The sequence below is a fragment of the Cnuibacter sp. UC19_7 genome (assembly GCF_042699995.1).
Taxonomy (GTDB): Bacteria; Actinomycetota; Actinomycetes; order Actinomycetales; family Microbacteriaceae; genus Cnuibacter.
The window spans coordinates 2962176-2977180 of sequence record NZ_CP170560.1; the positions used below are offsets into that span (position 1 = coordinate 2962176).

Below are 15005 nucleotides of genomic sequence, written 5' to 3' on the forward strand. Positions count from 1 at the left end.
AAGGACACCCCTCATGCCCATGTTCGCCGACCTCACCGTCTCGGTCCCCGACTTCGAGGACCTCGGCCGCATTCCCGACCGCCTCTCGGCCGACGGCGGCAACGAGACCCCCGTCGTCCACTTCTCCGGCGCCCCCGAGGGCACCGTCGAGCTGGCGCTCATCGTCGACGACCCGGATGCGCCGCTCCCGAACGGCTTCACCCACTGGGTCGTCTACGGCATCGCCCCCGACACCACCACCCTCGACGTCACCGCCGACGGTGTGACGGTGGGCCCGATGGGTGCCGGCCAGAACGTCTGGTACGGCCCTCAGCCCCCGGCCGGGCACGGCGTGCACCACTACTTCTTCCACGTGTACGCCCTGGGGAAGCACGTCGAGGGCGCGCCGACGCGCGAGGAGTTCCTCGCCCAGTACGCCGGCGACGTGCTCGAGACCGCGCGCTACGTGGGCACCTTCTCCAACGACTCCGAGTGAGCTGAGCCGATGCCCATCACGGATGCTCACATGCACGTCGGCGACTTCCCGACGTTCGGCGTGAAGCTCGACGAGGACAGGCTCGCGCCCTACCTCGCCGAGAACGGCATCGACACGGCGATGGTGTTCCACCAGGACAACGCCATGGTCCGTCGGGTGATCCAGGACATCCCTGGGGCCTACGGGCTGTACTGGGCCAACCCGAAGCTCGGGGATCCCGTCCCCGAGCTCCGGGAGTACCTGAAGGACCCGAAGTTCCGCGGCGTGAAGCTGCATCCGCTGATGGACGGGTTCCACCCGGACGACCCGATGGTGTGGCCCATCATCGAGGTGCTCATCGAGCACGACCTCCCCGCCCTCATCCACTGCGGGCACCCGATCTTCTCGCTGCCCTGGAGCATCGAGGAGCTCATCTCCCGGTACGAGGACGCGAAGATCATCCTCGGCCACATGGGGCACGGCAACGTCATCTACATCGACGCCTCGATCGGGGTCGCGCAGCGGCATCCGAACGTCTGGCTCGAGACCAGCGGCATGCCGATGAGCGTGAAGATCCTCGAGGCGGTGCAGAAGGTGGGGGCGGATCGCGTGATGTACGGCTCCGACGGCCCGTGGCACGAGCCGCGGGTCGAGCAGCTCAAGGTGCAGCTCGCAGGCCTCGCCCCGGAGGACCTCGACGCCGTGATGCACGGCACCGCCCAGCGGCTCTTCCTCGGGGCGTAGCGCCTGGGGCTTCGCCCCTCGCCCCCACCCCCGGCTTTGTCCAGGTTTCCGTCGCGAAACGCCGCTTCCACGACGGAAACCTGGACAAAGCCCGGGGGTTACGCGGGGTAGCGGGCGGCGAAGGACTCCGCGAGAGCGAGCACCGAGGCGTGGACGGGGCCCGCGGTGATCGAGGGGATCACGGACGCGTCGACCACGTGCAGGTTCGTCAGGCCGCGGAAGCCGAGCGCGGGGGTCACCGGCGCGGCGTCGGACGCGCCCATCGAGAGGGTGCCCACCGGGTGGTGGTGGGTGATCGCGGCGCGGGCGATGAAGGCGTCCGCCTCGGCATCGGTCGAGACGGATGCGCCGGGCAGCACCTCGACGTCGCGCCAGCCGACGAGCGCATCGGAGCCGCCCACGAGCCGCGCATGCTCGAGCGCCGCACGGAACGCGGCGCGGTCGTGCGAGGTGTCGAGGTAGTTCGGGTCGATGATCGGCTCGTCGGCGAGGTCGGGCCCGGAGATGCGGAGCGAGCCTCGGCTCGTCGGGTTGGTCACGCCGAAGAGCAGCGTGTACCCCTCGCCGGGTGCGACGCCGTGGTCGGGGAACGACTCGGAGGCGCTCGGGCCCACGACGCAGCCCACGACGATGTCAGCGGGACCCGAGGTCACGGAGAGCCCGTCGAGCGACAGGTACGTCATCGACTCCGAGAGCTGCAGCCGCGTCGGGGGCACCGGTCGGGTGGAGCGGTAGAGGTTGCCGGCCCCGAGCAGGTGATCATGCAGGTTCGACCCGACGCCGGTCGACTCGATCACGGTGTCGACGCCGGCGGCGGCGAGTACGGCCGGGTCGCCGATCCCCGAGCGCATGAGCAGCAGCGGGTCGCCGATCGAGCCGCCGCAGAGGATCACCTCGTCGGCGGTGAGCACCTCGTCGACGCCGTGGAGGGAGACCGCCACACCCGACACGCGGGACCCCGACAGGACGAGCCGGTGCACATCCACGCCGGTGAGCAGCGTCAGGTTCGGGCGGTCGAGCACCGGATCGAGGTACACGTCCGACACCGTGACCCGTTGACCATCGCGGATGGTGAGCGAGTTCGGGGTCGCCCCGAGCATCTCGCCGCCGTTGTGGTCCGGGATCCGGGCCACCCCGAGCGACTCCCACGCGGCCAGGTAGTCCGACACCAGCGGGCTCGAGAGCTCGGGTCCCGGCAGCATCACCGGCAGCGGACCGTCGGCGCCGTGCACCGCGTCCGCCCCGCCCGAGAACGACTCGGAGCGCATGAAGAAGGGAAGCAGCGCATCCCATGACCACCGGTCGTCGCCCGTCGCCTCGACCCAGCGGTCAAAGTCGGCGCGGCAGCCGCGCATGTGCGCCATCGCGTGCACGAGGCTCGACCCGCCCGGGCCCTTGCCGCGGGCCCACTCGAGCGAACGCCCGGCGAGCCCGCGTTGCGGGGTGGTGCGGTACGCCCAGTCGTAGCGGCGGCCGTGGATGAAGGGCCACAGCTCGGGCCGGCGCATCTCGGGATCGGTGACCCGGGTGCCGGCCTCGAGCACGGTGACGCGCCGGTCCGGATCCGCGCTGAGGCGGTTCGCCACGACGCTCCCGGCCGAGCCCGCCCCGATGATCAGGACATCGGAGTGCATCGGGCGGTCAGTTGCGGGTGTGCCCGGCGTCGACCACGAGGGTCTGCCCTGTGATCCAGCCGGCCTTCTCGGAGGCGAGGAAGGCGACCGCGGGCGCGACGTCCTGGGGGAGGCCGCGACGGGCGAACGCCTGCATGGGCACCACGTAGTCGAAGCCGGCGGCGTGGGGGCCCGAGAGCACACCCTCGCTGGCGATGATGCCGGGCGCGACGGCGTTGATCGTGATCCCGAGACGGCCGAGCTCGCCGGCGAGCGCGCGGACGAGCCCGATCGAGGCGCCCTTCGTCGCCACGTAGTGGGCGCAGTCGGGGGTGCCCGCGACGAAGGTGTTCGACGCGATGTTGACGACGCGGCCGTACCCCGCCTTGCCCATCACCTCGGTGACCGCGTGGGTCACCAGGTAGATGCCGTCGAGGTTGACCGACATGACGCGGCGCCACTCCTCGAAGGTGATGTCGGCCCACGGCGTGAGCGGCACGAGGGCGGCGTTGTTGACCAGCACGTCGATGCGGCCGAGCTCGTCGACGATCTCGGCGATCGTGCGGTTCACCGCATCCTGATCGCTGACGTCGAGGGTCTTCGCCACTCCGCCGTTGCGCTCGGCCACGGCCTGGGCGCCCTCGGCGTTCACGTCGGCGACGACGACCTTCATGCCGTCGGCGGCGAGCTCGTCGGCGATGGCGGCCCCGATGCCCTGGGCTGCTCCGGTGACCAGGGCGACGCGCTGGGCTGTATCGGTCATGGCGGTGATGCTCCTCTATATATGTGGGTGAGACGGATGCGTCGGGTCGACGGGGTCAGTGTCCGCCGTAGGACTCGGGGGCGAGCTTCCACTCCAGGTAGGGCTCGAGCTCGTGCGAGGGGTAGACGTCGGCGTCCTTCGTCCTGGCCAGGTAGTTGAGCCGGCGGATCGCCTCGACCGACTTGGTGGGGTCGAGGTGGAAGCCGGCGATCCACTCCTTCTCGAGGGTCGTGCGCGTGTAGGCGGCGTCGCCGCAGAAGAGCATGCTGCGCTCGTTCTGCATCTCGACGAGGAGCGAGTAGTGGCCGATGGTGTGCCCGGGCGTCTCGAACAGCCACACGCCGGGCACAATCTCGTAGTCGCCCGAGATGGGCTTGTAGGTGACGCCCTCGTGGTCGAACGAGAGGTCGGAGTAGCCCAGGCGTTCGAAGGGCTCGGGCACCTTCGCGTGCCGCAGCTCCTCCTTGTGCACCAGGGTGGTGGCCTTCGTGAGGTGCTTGTTGCCGCCGACGTGGTCGAAGTGGAAGTGCGAGTTGACCACGATGTCGACGTCCTCGGGCGAGTAGCCGCACTTCGCCAGCTGCGCCGGGATGGTCTGCTCCTCGGTCTGCTCCGGCAGCTCGAACGGCAGCACACGGTTCACGTGGTCGAGGTCGAAGCCCGTGTCGTAGAGGATCAGCGCATCCGGATGCTCGATGAGGACGCTGTAGACGGGGAACCGCACCGGGTTGCCCGCGTTGATGTGCCAGTGCACGTCGGACTCGTCGATCACGAGCGTCCCGCCGTCGAGCAGATACACCTTCGGGTCCGCCATCGGACTGCACCTCCACGGTTTCTTATGATGCGCTAAGTGACGCTCACGTTATGAGAACTGATTTTCGCCTGTCAAGAGCGGGCGGCCGAGTTTACGAAGTCGAAACACGTCCATCCGCTCAGCCCGCCTTCACCGCGGGGGCGTCGCCGAACTCCGGGGCGAAGTCGTAGTGCGCCCACCGGTAGCAGTGGTCGAGCATCGGCTCGGTCGCGAAGTCGCCGATGCAGGTGGTGTCCTGATACCGGTCTCCGGTCTTGTCGGTGTAGTGCACGCGGCACAGCACCTTCCAGGTGGTGCCGTCGAGAGACGGGTCGTCGATGAGGTGGTCGGAGGGCAGCCAGCACTCGGTGGAGCTGACGACCGAGGGGTCGACGCCCGACGTCGGACCGGCCACCTGGGCTAGCGTGTCGAGAGCGGCTCGATCCTCGGCGGAGAGTGCGGGAGCACTCGTGCATCCGGTGAGGATGAGGGCGGCTGCGACTGCGGGCAGCATGAGAGCACGGCGACGGGTCATGAGGGACCTCCTTTCCCTCATCGTCGAGGGTGCGTGTTTCCGTGGTGTAAATCCTCGGAACTCATCGTTGACGCTGTCGGCGTCTTCTCATACTGTATCGCTACCCCGACACATTGTGAGAAAGTGCACCGGAACACAACGAAGCGGTTCGGGGCATCGTCCACTCGGAAGGATCGTTCGGCAATGTTCACATTCACTGGCGGCAACAGCAGCCGCACCGTCTCCCGCGTCGCCGCGCTCACGGCCGCGGGCGCCCTCGCGATCGGACTCGCAGCCTGTTCAGGCGGCCGCGGCGACGACTCCAACGCGGGCTCCACCTCCTCGGCGGGCACCGAGGTGACGAAGTTCGCCCTCGTCGCCCCCGAGAACGAGTCCGACTTCGGCTGGAACCAGGCCGGCCTCATGGGCGCCGACCAGGCGGCCACCGACCTCGGCATCGAGGTCACCCTCGTGCCGGATGCCGGGTGGGACAACGCGGAGACCGTGCTCGGCCAGGTGGCCGACGGCGGTGCGCAGTTCATCATCGCCCACGCGTCCGGCTACGGCGTCGCCGCGACCAGCGTCGCGCAGGACAAGAACGTGCCGATCCTCATCCAGGATGCCGGCGACAACATCCCGGGCAAGGTCGCGGTCACCAAGACCGAGGCTCAGGAGGGCGGCTACCTCGCCGGCATCGCCGCGGCGATGACGACGAAGAGCAAGACGATCGGCATCGTGGTCTCCGCCGACGACCTCAACTGGTTCAAGATGGCCGCGGGCTTCGCCGAGGGCGTCTACAGCGTCGACCCGTCGATCAACGTCCTCTACACCTCCGTCGGGCCCGCGGCCTACGCGGATGCGGCGGGCGGCAAGACCGCGACCGAGCAGCTCATCGCCTCGGGCGCCGACGTCATCTTCGGCATGGGCGACGGCGCGACCCACGGCTACCTGCAGGCCGTCGAGGCGGCCCCGGGCGTGAAGTACATCGCCGACATCGGCGACGTGACCTCGGGCCTCAGCGACCCGAGCGTGCTGCTCACCTCGGTGCTCTGGAACTACGGACCCACCTACGAGAAGGCGATCGCCGACATCGAGGCGGGCTCGTTCGGCAAGGAGGGCTACGACCTCACCGTCGACAACGGCGGCCTCTCGCTCCAGGAGACCGCGAACCTGACCGCGGAGATCCAGTCCGCGATCGACACGGCCAAGAAGGGCATCGCCGACGGGTCGATCACGCCCACCGCGGCCAGCACGGCCGACGAGGTCACCGCGGTGATCGCCAAGAAGGGCGCCTGACCCACACCCTCCCGGGCGGTGCCGGACCCCGGTCCGGCGCCGCCCGCCCCACGCTAGGAGACCCGCCCCGTGACATCACCGACCGCCCCCGGACGTGATCTCGCTCCACGAGATCACGAAGGCCTTCCCGGGGGTCGTGGCGAACGACCACATCTCGCTCGACATCGTCAGCGGCCAGGTGCACTGCCTGCTCGGTGAGAACGGTGCCGGCAAGTCGACCCTCATCAGCATCCTCGCCGGCATGCAGCAGCCCGACTCGGGCACGATCTCGATCAACGGCAAGCCGGTCGCCATCAACTCGCCGAAGATCGCCGTCGACTACGGCATCGGCGTCGTCCACCAGCACTCGACGCTGGTGCCCGCCTTCACCGTGCTCGAGAACCTCATGCTCGGCGAGACCAGGTTCCTGCAGGGCAAGAAGGCGGCGCTGGAGCGGCTCGACGAGCTCTCCGACCTGCTCGGCGCTCGCATCGACCCGCACGCGTTGACCTCCGACCTCGGGCTCGGCCAGCAGCAGCAGGTCGAGATCGCGAAGGCTATCTGGAAGGGCAGCCGCCTCCTCGTGCTCGACGAGCCGACCTCGATGCTCACGCCCCAGGCGATCGAGCACCTCGGCGAGAGCGTGGCGCGGGTGAAGGCGCAGGGTCTCGCCGTCGTCTTCATCACGCACAAGCTGCGCGAGGCGTACGCCATGGGCGACTGCGTCACCGTGCTGAGGGGCGGCCGGAACGTCGGCCACATCGGGGTGGACGAGCTGCGCAGCTACAGCGAGCAGCAGGCGCAGGATGCCATCCTCCGAGCCATGTTCGGCGACGACCTCGCCAAGGTGGATGACGCCGCCGAGCTCGCGGGGGCCGTCGACGCCTCGCGCGAGACCCGCGGCATCGACCTCGCCTCGCGCCCCGTGCGGCTCGAGCTCACCGGCGTCTCGAGCAAGGGACACGGCCGCGACGTCGAGGCGCGGGATGTGACGATCCGCGTGCACGAGGGCGAGATCCTCGGCATAGCGGGGATCGACGGACACGGGCAGGGTGCGCTCGCCGAGGTGGTCGCCGGGCAGCGCTCGGCCTCCTCGGGCACGGTCCGCTTCGACGGTCAGGACGTCACCAAGCAGGGCGTGCGCGCGAGGCAGCAGCTGGGCCTCCGCTACGTCACCGACGACCGCCTCCACGAGGGCACGGTCGGCTCGATGTCGGTCGCGCTCAACCTCGTCATCAAGCGGATCGGGCAGCGCCCGTTCTGGAGGTTCGGGCAGATCCAGCGCAAGGCCGTCGACGCAGAGGCCGAGCGCCTGATCGAGGAGTACGGCATCCGCACCCCGTCGCCGGCGACCCGCGCCGGCACCCTCTCGGGCGGCAACATCCAGAAGATCCTGCTCGCCCGCGAGCTCACCCACGGCGCACGGCTCGTCGTGGTCAACAAGCCCACGTACGGGCTCGACCTGAAGACGGTGAGGCTCGTCCGCGAGATCCTCATCGACTTCGCCGCCCAGGGCGGCTCCGTGCTCCTGCTGTCGACCGACCTCGACGAGCTCGTCGAGCTGTCGCACCGCATCGAGGTCATCTCGAGCGGGCAGATCGTCGGCGGCGTCACGAACGACGGCCCCGGCACGGCCGAGAAGGTGGGCCACTACATGACCGGCGCCATCGAGGGCGAGGACGTCCTGGAAGCGGAGCAGACCCGATGAGCATCGACACCGAACCGGAGCTGAAGCCGGCCGGCCAGCGGCCCGCGCTGAGGGGCATCGAGCAGAGCAGGGGGCGCGCCATCGTCGACGGACTCGTCCGCTCGATCCTGCCCGTGCTTCTCGCCCTCATCGTCGCGGGCTTCATCATGCTCGCGATGGGCAGCAGCCCGCTCGCCTTCTTCCAGGGCGTCTGGACGTACGGACTCTCCGGCGGCAACTGGCAGCGCAGCCTCGTGCTGATGGCGCCGCTCGTCATCATCGCGGTGGGCCTCATCGTGGCCTTCCGCGGTCAGCTGTGGAACCTCGGCTACAACGGCCAGTACCTGCTCGGCGCGGTCGTCGCCTCGGGGATGGGCCCGTACCTGTTCGCCGTCATGCCCGCGTGGCTCGCGACGCTGATCATCTTCGTCGGCGCGATCCTCGTCGGGGCGGTGTGGTCGCTCATCCCGGCCATCCTCAAGGCCCGCTACGGCACCAACGAGATCATCACCTCCCTCGTCATGTCGTTCATCGGGGTGGGGGTGGCGAACCTCCTCATCAAGGGGCCGTTCAAGGACCCGTCGACGCCGCAGCCCCAGACCGCGGTGATCCCCGACGACCAGCTGCTGCCCTACATCCCGGGCACCCAGATCCACATCGGCTTCGTGCTCGCCATCGTGCTCGCGGTCGTGGCGCAGTTCGTGCTCACCCGGACGTCCTTCGGCCTCCGGATGGACGTCTTCGGGGCCAGCCCCAAGGCGGCCAGGCACGTCGGCATCAACTCGACGTGGATGGTCATCCTGCTCTTCGCGATCTCGAGCGGTCTCATCGCGTTCGCCGGGTCGATCGACGTGCTCGGTCAGTACAGCTACCAGCGCGCCAACTGGGATCCGCACTACGGCGACGCCGTCATGCCGTTCGTCTTCCTCGCCAGGCTCAGCCCGCTCGCGGCGATCCCGCTCGTCGCGTTCTACGCGATCCTCGCCACCGGCGGCACGCTCGCCGCTCAGCAGGCGGGTCTGAACGTCGACTTCCTGCTCGTCATCGTCGGCCTGATCCTGCTCTTCATGACCATCACGGAGTACGTCGGCGAGCGTCGCCGACTCGGCCAGAGCTACCTCCCGGCCGGGCTCCGCCGCACGCTCGTGAGACCGTTCCAGCGCGACGGGAGGGGATCCCTGTGAGCGACATGCTGTCGGCCACCTTCATCACCGTCTTCGTGGCCTCGGTGATCGCCCAGACGATGCCGCTGCTGCTCGCCTCCGTCGGAGAGACGATCGGCGAGCAGGCGGGCGTGCTGAACCTCGGCATCGAGGGCGTGATGCTCATCGGCGCCTACTCCGGGTTCGTCGTGACCCTCACCACCGGCAGCTTCTGGCTCGGGATGCTCGGGGGCGCGCTCGGCGGGATCGTCGGCAACCTGGCGATGCTCGTCCTCAACGTCTGGCTCGGGCTGAACCAGATCGTGATCGGTCTCGCGGTGACGCTGATCGGCGAGGGCATCACGAGCGTGCTGTACCTGCAGAACTACGCGAAGGCGAACGCCAGCCTCGGACAGGCTCCCAGCCTGCCGGTCCCGGGGCTCGCCGACATCCCGATCGTCGGTCAGGCCGTCTTCCAGCAGTCCAGCATCTTCTGGGTCATGCTGCTGCTCGTCGTCGCGGTCGGCTTCCTGCTGACGAAGACCAACTGGGGTCTCGCCACGCGGGCCGCCGGGCAGAAGCCCTCGTCGCTCGACGCGGCGGGCGGCAGCGTGCTGCGCACCCGATCGATCGCCGTGCTGCTGAGTGGTGCGTTCGTCGGCCTCGGCGGCGCCTACCTGGCGGTGCTCACCACGGCCACCTTCACGGGGTTCCTCACCAACGGCCTGGGCTTCATCGCGATCGTGATCACGATGCTCTCGCGCGGCCGGATCGCCCTGGTGATGATCACGTCGCTGGTCTACGGCGTGGCGGTGGCCGTCGGGCCCGCCCTCCAGGTGATCGGCTTCGCCATCCCGGCGGACGTCATCAAGATGCTGCCGTTCATCGTCGTCATCCTCACGCTCATCGTCTTCGCGCGCAGCTCGGTGGTCCCGCCGGCGCTCGGGGCACCGTACATCCGAGGCGCGCGCTGACGCGCGCCGGGAAGAGAGGCATCACCATGGCAGCCCCCGACTTCACCCTCTCGGCCGGACCGGTCACGGTCACGGCCCGCACCCTGGCCGGACTCGGGAAGCCGATCCTGTACCACTACGACCCTGAGTTCCGGGCGACGTTCACGCGGACGCAGGAGAAGGTCGCCCAGATCCTCAAGACGTCGAACGACATCCTGCTCATGCAGGGCGAGGCGATCGTCGGCCTCGAGGGCGCGCTGCGCTCGCTCATCACCCCGGGCATGCCCGTGCTCAACCTCGTGCAGGGTGTGTTCGGCAAGGGAACCGGCTACTGGATCGCCGACTTCGGCGCCGAGCTGCACGAGATCGAGGTGGGCTACGACGACGCGGTGACGCCCGAGCAGGTCGAGGCGTACCTCGACGAGCACCCCGAGATCCGGATGGTGTGCCTGGTCGCGTCGGAGACCCCCTCGGGCACCGTCACCGACGTCGCGCGCATCGGTCCGATGTGCCGCGACCGCGGCATCCTCACCTACGTCGACACGGTCTCGGGTGTGCTCGGGATGCCGTGGGAGACCGACGAGTGGGGTCTCGACCTCTGCGTGATGGGCGCCCAGAAGTGCCTCGGGGGCCCTCCCGGCATCGCGCTCGTCTCGGTCAGCGAGCGGGCGTGGGAGGCGATCTACGCCAACCCCGCCGCTCCGCGCGACTCGTACCTGTCGCTGATCGACTGGAAGGAGAAGTGGCTCGGCGAGGGCCGCTTCCCCTACACGCCCTCCGTGAGCGACGTGAACGGTCTGGAGGCCGCTCTCGACCAGGCGCTCGAGGAGGGCGTCGACGCGGTCGTCGCCCGTCACGAGGCCGCGGCGCACGTCACGCGCACGGGAGCGAAGGCCATGGGGCTCGAGCTCTGGGCCGTCCGGGAGGAGATCGCCTCCGCGTGCGTGACCTCCATCCGGCTTCCCGACCACATCGACAACGCCCTCGTGCGGGATCACGCGAGAGAGGTGTACGGTGTGATGCTGTCGCACGGTCAGGGGGCGGGGAACCTCATCCGGCTCTCGCACATGGGGCCGACCGCGGGAGGACTCCATTCGATCGTCGGACTGTCCGCTCTCGGCCGCTCGCTGGCGGACCTCGGTGTGACAGTGGACATCGGTGCCGGACTGGAGGCCGCGCTCGGCGTGCTGAGCGCACAGCGCCTCTGACACGACGACATCATGGTGGTCAGCCGAAGCTAAGATCGACGGAGAATTCATCATGGATGACGCACAGACGCCCACGAGGCGGAGAAGACGATCCTCTGAGGCAGCCCTGGCATCCGACGGAGACGACACGACGGCCTCGGCGCCGCAGCGCACCAAGGGTGTCGACAGCGCGCGGCGTGCTCTCCAGATCTTGCTGCAGTTCACCGAGAACGCCCCCGAGCTGACGGTCGAGAACCTCCTCGAGGATCACGACATCTCGGTGCCGAGCGCCTACCGGTACATCTCGCTGCTGCGCGAGCTCGACCTCATCGAGGAGCGCGAGAAGGGTCGCTTCGTGCTGTCGCCACAGGTGCTCAAGCTGGCGCGCGCCGCGGAGGCCACGTTCGACTACCGGTCGCAGGCGCAGCCCGTGCTCGACCGCCTCACGCAGCGCACCGGCGAGACTGCGCTCTACCTGCGGCGGGTCAACGACTCCGCGGTCTGCCTCGCCATCGCCGAGTCCGACCATCCGATCTCGATCTCGTTCCAGCCCGGCAACCTCATGCCGCTGCACGGGGGAGCGGCGGCGAAGATCCTGCTCAGCTCCCTCTCGCAGGCGAAGCTGAACCAGTACCTCGCCCGCGTGGGGTCGACGATGTCGAAGGCCGCGCGTCAGCGCCTCGAGGCCGACCTCGAGCAGATCCGCGCCGAGGGCTACGCCGAGAGCGCCGGCGAGGTCGACCAGGGCGTGTGGGCGAGCGCCGCCGGCGTCCACGCGAAGGGCGCGCTCGTCGGCGCGATCACGGTGGTGGCTCCCGGCTACCGCCTCTCGGAGGAGCACCGCGAGGAGATCGCGGAGGCCGTGCGCGCCGCTGCCCAGGAGCTCGACGCGGCCCTCGCCAAGCGCTGACCCTCACGGCATCGGAGATCGGTCGCGACGGGGGAGGGCCGTCCTCGGTCTAGCATCTGTCCATGTCGTCTTCTGGCCTCCGGTTCGAGGTGGTGATGGGGTCCGTCCTGCCCGGGGGCGACCCTCTCCCGCAGCACGAGTGGGAACGCTACGCCGGTCTGTCCCCTGAGCTGCTGGCTTCTCTGCCCGCCGATGTGCGGCTGGTCGCCAGCGCGGTGATGGTCGCCGCGCGCACCGCGACGGGTCGGGTCGAGGCCGCGGTGGAGCTCGGATCGAAGGAGATCCGAAGGGTGTCTGCCTCGGGCGTGATCGACACGGCTAGAGCTGGTGCGGGGCTGCTGCTCCTCGCCGTGGCGGAGGCGTACGCGACCGCCGGGGCGACGATCGAGACCACGCGGTACGCGAAGCTCGCCCTCCGCTCCGACTCTCTCGACCCTGCGGTGCGTTATCGAGCGACGGGACTCCTGGCGGTGGGCCGGGCCCTGAACGGAGAGTACGCGGCTGCGACCGTCGCCGTCGCGGCCGCCGAGGAGCTCCGGCAGGAATGGGGATGGGCGCCCTCGCACGCAGACTTCCCGCTCATGCTCGCCCAGGTGCTGATCGCCTCGGCCGCCCTGGATGCCACCGGACTCACCCGTCTCTCCGACTCGTTCCGTCGGCTCGGTGGTGGCTCGCCGATCTGGACCTCCACGGCGACGGCGACGCTGGCGATGGCGCACCTGTGCCGGGGTGAGCTCGCGGAGGCACTCGCGTTGACGCGGAGGGTGCTGCAGGGAACCGGCCAGGAGGAGATGCTGGCGATGATCCGCGGGTTCACGGTCGGCATCCGCGCCGACCTGCTCCTGCTTCGGGGAGACGCAGGACAGGCGTTGTCGCTGCTGCAGGATGAGCCGTCGCCGCCGGGGCACTCGTTGTGCTTCGACATGCAGAGGTCAGCCGCTTACCTGCAACTGGGCCGCGACAGGGAGGCGCTGAGGGTGACCGATGAGTGCGTGAGGATGGGCAGCCGGCACTGCCTGCGCACCATCCCTCCGCTGCTGCTGCGTCGGGCTGTCGCCTCCGAACGTCTCGGCGCTCACGCCGGCGCTGACGAGGAGTTCGCCGAGGCCTTCCACCTTCTCCACGAGTCCGGCTCCTATACGCCCCTGCTGACCGTCCCCAAGGTCGAGACCGGCGCCCTCCTGTCCCGGTTCGCCGCCACGGCGCCGGCCGCGATGCAACCGGCGATCGCGGATCTTGCCGCCCGGGTGAGCGCGGTGCCGGATCAAGCCCACGTCCGGCCGGCGCTCCCGACGCTGACCGCGCGCGAGGACGTCCTCGCGCGGTCCCTATCGGGCGCGGCCACGAACGCCCAGCTGGCCGCGCAGCTGGGGGTGTCGCTCAACACCATCAAGGTGCACCTGCGAAACCTCTACGCCAAGCTCGACGTCTCCGGCCGAGCCGAGGCCCTGGCTGCGCTCGACGCCGCGGGCTTCTACGACATCCCCTCCTCCCGTTCCTGACCGGGGGCCAGGAGGTGGGATCTCAGTCGACCGACGGATGGGCGACCCGGGGAAGGGCGCGCTCGAGGGCGGCGGCGGCCCTCAGCACGCGGGCGTCGGCGAGGTGGCCCCCCGCGAGCTGGAGGCCGACGGGGAAGCCGGTGGCGGTCACGCCGACCGGGATCGAGATGGCAGGCGTGCCGGTCATGTTGAAGGGGTAGGTGTTCAGCCAGCCGAGCATCCGCTGCCGGAGCGGGAGGCCGTCGAGGTGCGGCGGGCCGTACAGACCGACCGGGATGCGCGCGACGCGGATCGTCGGGCTGACGAGGACGTCGTGCTCCTCCATGAAGCCACGGAACGCGCGGTAGACGGCGGTGCGTCCGATCTCCCCCGCCGCGATCTCGGCGCCCGTCTGACGGGCGCCGGCGAACGCGATCTCTCTGAGCTCGGGGTCGACCTGGCCCTCGAGGGCGTCCCAGTCGTAGTAGTCGGCGTCGCCGGCGTAGGCCGGCAGCCAGACCGCCGACCACATCGCCTCCTCGACGCCCGACCAGGTGGGGGTCGCATCCACGACCGTCGCGCCGAGGTCGGCGAAGCGCCGCACCGCGTCCTCGCAGAGAGCGAGCACCTCGGAGTCGGTCGGGTGGTCGAAGCCGAGGTCGGGCGACCAGGCGATCCGCCACCCGGTGAGGTCGGGGTCGCCGTCGCCGAGGTCGACGGCCGCGCGCCAGTCGACGTCGCCCGCGGGGAGACTCAGCGGATCGACGGCATCCGGGCCGGCCTCGACGCTCGCCATGAGCGCCGCGTCGACGACGGTCCTCGCCAGGACGCCGTGGCTGAGGAAGGTTGCGAACCCGGTCGGCAGCAGCTGCTGCGGGATGCGCCCGGTCGACGGCTTGAACCCGACGACCCCGCACATCGCGGCAGGGATGCGGATCGAGCCGGCACCGTCGCTGCCGTCCGCGATCGCGGTCAGACCGGCGGCCACGCCCGCCGCACCACCGCCGGTCGACCCTCCGGGTGACCAGTCGGTGTTCCACGGATTGCGTGTGGCGCCGTAGAGGTGATTGTCGGTGACGCCCTTGTACCCGTTCTCGGGGAGGTTCGTCTTGCCGAGGAACAGACCGCCTGCGCCGGCCAGGCGCTGCGTCACCACCGCGTCCGTCTCGGCGAGGTGTCCCTCGGCGGCCTTCATGCCGCCTGTGTGGGGCAGCCCCGCGGCGGCCGTGCTCTCCTTGAGCGAGTACGGTACGCCGGCGAGCGGCCCTGGATCGTCGCCCCGGGCGATCGCGGCGTCGAGGCGCGCGGCATCGGCGCGCACCTGGTCGGGGTCGTGGTGGACGAGCGCGTTCAGCGTCGGGTTCAGCCGCCGCACGCGCTCGAGGCACTGCTCGGCGATCTCGACGACGCGGAGGTCGCCGCTGCGGACCCGCTGGGCGATCGTGGTCGCCGAGAGCCAGGCGAGCTCGTCGCCGTCGGAGGTCGTCAT

The 15005-nt window shown here is 69.9% G+C and carries 14 protein-coding genes; 9 read left to right on the forward strand and 5 right to left on the reverse strand.

What is annotated here, in order from left to right; all coding sequences use genetic code 11:
- Positions 1 to 13: 13 nt before the first annotated feature.
- Both ACFJGV_RS14150 and ACFJGV_RS14155 read left to right on the forward strand, forming a co-directional pair.
- Positions 14 to 475, forward strand: coding sequence for a YbhB/YbcL family Raf kinase inhibitor-like protein (locus ACFJGV_RS14150; protein ID WP_378144627.1), 462 nt, complete (start codon positions 14 to 16; stop codon positions 473 to 475).
- A gap of 9 nt (positions 476 to 484) precedes the next feature.
- Positions 485 to 1198 (forward strand): amidohydrolase family protein, encoded by a 714-nt coding sequence (locus ACFJGV_RS14155; RefSeq protein ID WP_378144628.1) that lies wholly within the window; start codon positions 485 to 487, stop codon positions 1196 to 1198.
- 98 nt (positions 1199 to 1296) lie between these two features.
- Here the strand turns inward: ACFJGV_RS14155 and ACFJGV_RS14160 are convergent, their stop codons facing one another.
- From ACFJGV_RS14160 to ACFJGV_RS14175, 4 genes are all read right to left on the reverse strand, one after another.
- Positions 1297 to 2832 carry a GMC family oxidoreductase gene (locus ACFJGV_RS14160; protein WP_378144629.1) on the reverse strand — a complete coding sequence of 512 codons (1536 nt, stop codon included), beginning with the start codon at positions 2830 to 2832 and terminating at the stop codon, positions 1297 to 1299.
- A gap of 7 nt (positions 2833 to 2839) precedes the next feature.
- Positions 2840 to 3574, reverse strand: coding sequence for an SDR family NAD(P)-dependent oxidoreductase (locus tag ACFJGV_RS14165; RefSeq protein WP_378144630.1), 735 nt, complete (start codon positions 3572 to 3574; stop codon positions 2840 to 2842).
- Between the two features lie 55 nt (positions 3575 to 3629).
- A complete protein-coding gene (locus ACFJGV_RS14170) occupies positions 3630 to 4388 on the reverse strand; it encodes an N-acyl homoserine lactonase family protein (RefSeq protein ID WP_378144631.1) in 759 nt (252 codons plus the stop codon).
- A gap of 118 nt (positions 4389 to 4506) precedes the next feature.
- Complete coding sequence (locus ACFJGV_RS14175; RefSeq protein WP_378144632.1) at positions 4507 to 4902, reverse strand: hypothetical protein; 396 nt, start codon at positions 4900 to 4902, stop codon at positions 4507 to 4509.
- A 183-nt stretch (positions 4903 to 5085) separates the two neighbouring features.
- On the opposite strand from ACFJGV_RS14175, the gene ACFJGV_RS14180 reads away from it, so the two are divergent.
- From ACFJGV_RS14180 to ACFJGV_RS14210, 7 genes are all read left to right on the forward strand, one after another.
- The gene (locus ACFJGV_RS14180; protein ID WP_378144633.1) at positions 5086 to 6177 is read left to right on the forward strand and encodes a BMP family protein; all 1092 of its coding nucleotides are present in this window, start codon (positions 5086 to 5088) and stop codon (positions 6175 to 6177) included.
- Positions 6178 to 6271: 94 nt separating this feature from the next.
- Positions 6272 to 7864, forward strand: a complete 1593-nt coding sequence (locus ACFJGV_RS14185) for an ABC transporter ATP-binding protein (protein WP_378144634.1) — start codon at positions 6272 to 6274, stop codon at positions 7862 to 7864.
- The gene (locus ACFJGV_RS14190) at positions 7861 to 9027 is read left to right on the forward strand and encodes an ABC transporter permease (RefSeq protein ID WP_378144635.1); all 1167 of its coding nucleotides are present in this window, start codon (positions 7861 to 7863) and stop codon (positions 9025 to 9027) included. Before ACFJGV_RS14185 ends, ACFJGV_RS14190 begins: the two co-directional genes overlap by 4 nt.
- Positions 9028 to 9032: 5 nt before the next feature.
- Positions 9033 to 9959, forward strand: a complete 927-nt coding sequence (locus ACFJGV_RS14195; protein WP_378148734.1) for an ABC transporter permease — start codon at positions 9033 to 9035, stop codon at positions 9957 to 9959.
- Positions 9960 to 9985: 26 nt separating this feature from the next.
- On the forward strand, positions 9986 to 11146 hold the full coding sequence (locus tag ACFJGV_RS14200) for a pyridoxal-phosphate-dependent aminotransferase family protein (RefSeq protein ID WP_378144636.1): 1161 nt from the start codon (positions 9986 to 9988) through the stop codon (positions 11144 to 11146).
- Positions 11147 to 11198: 52 nt separating this feature from the next.
- On the forward strand, positions 11199 to 12035 hold the full coding sequence (locus tag ACFJGV_RS14205; RefSeq protein WP_378144637.1) for an IclR family transcriptional regulator: 837 nt from the start codon (positions 11199 to 11201) through the stop codon (positions 12033 to 12035).
- Between the two features lie 62 nt (positions 12036 to 12097).
- Positions 12098 to 13537, forward strand: a complete 1440-nt coding sequence (locus ACFJGV_RS14210; protein ID WP_378144638.1) for a LuxR C-terminal-related transcriptional regulator — start codon at positions 12098 to 12100, stop codon at positions 13535 to 13537.
- A gap of 22 nt (positions 13538 to 13559) precedes the next feature.
- Here ACFJGV_RS14210 and ACFJGV_RS14215 read toward each other — a convergent pair whose 3' ends face one another.
- A complete protein-coding gene (locus ACFJGV_RS14215; RefSeq protein WP_378144639.1) occupies positions 13560 to 15005 on the reverse strand; it encodes an amidase in 1446 nt (481 codons plus the stop codon).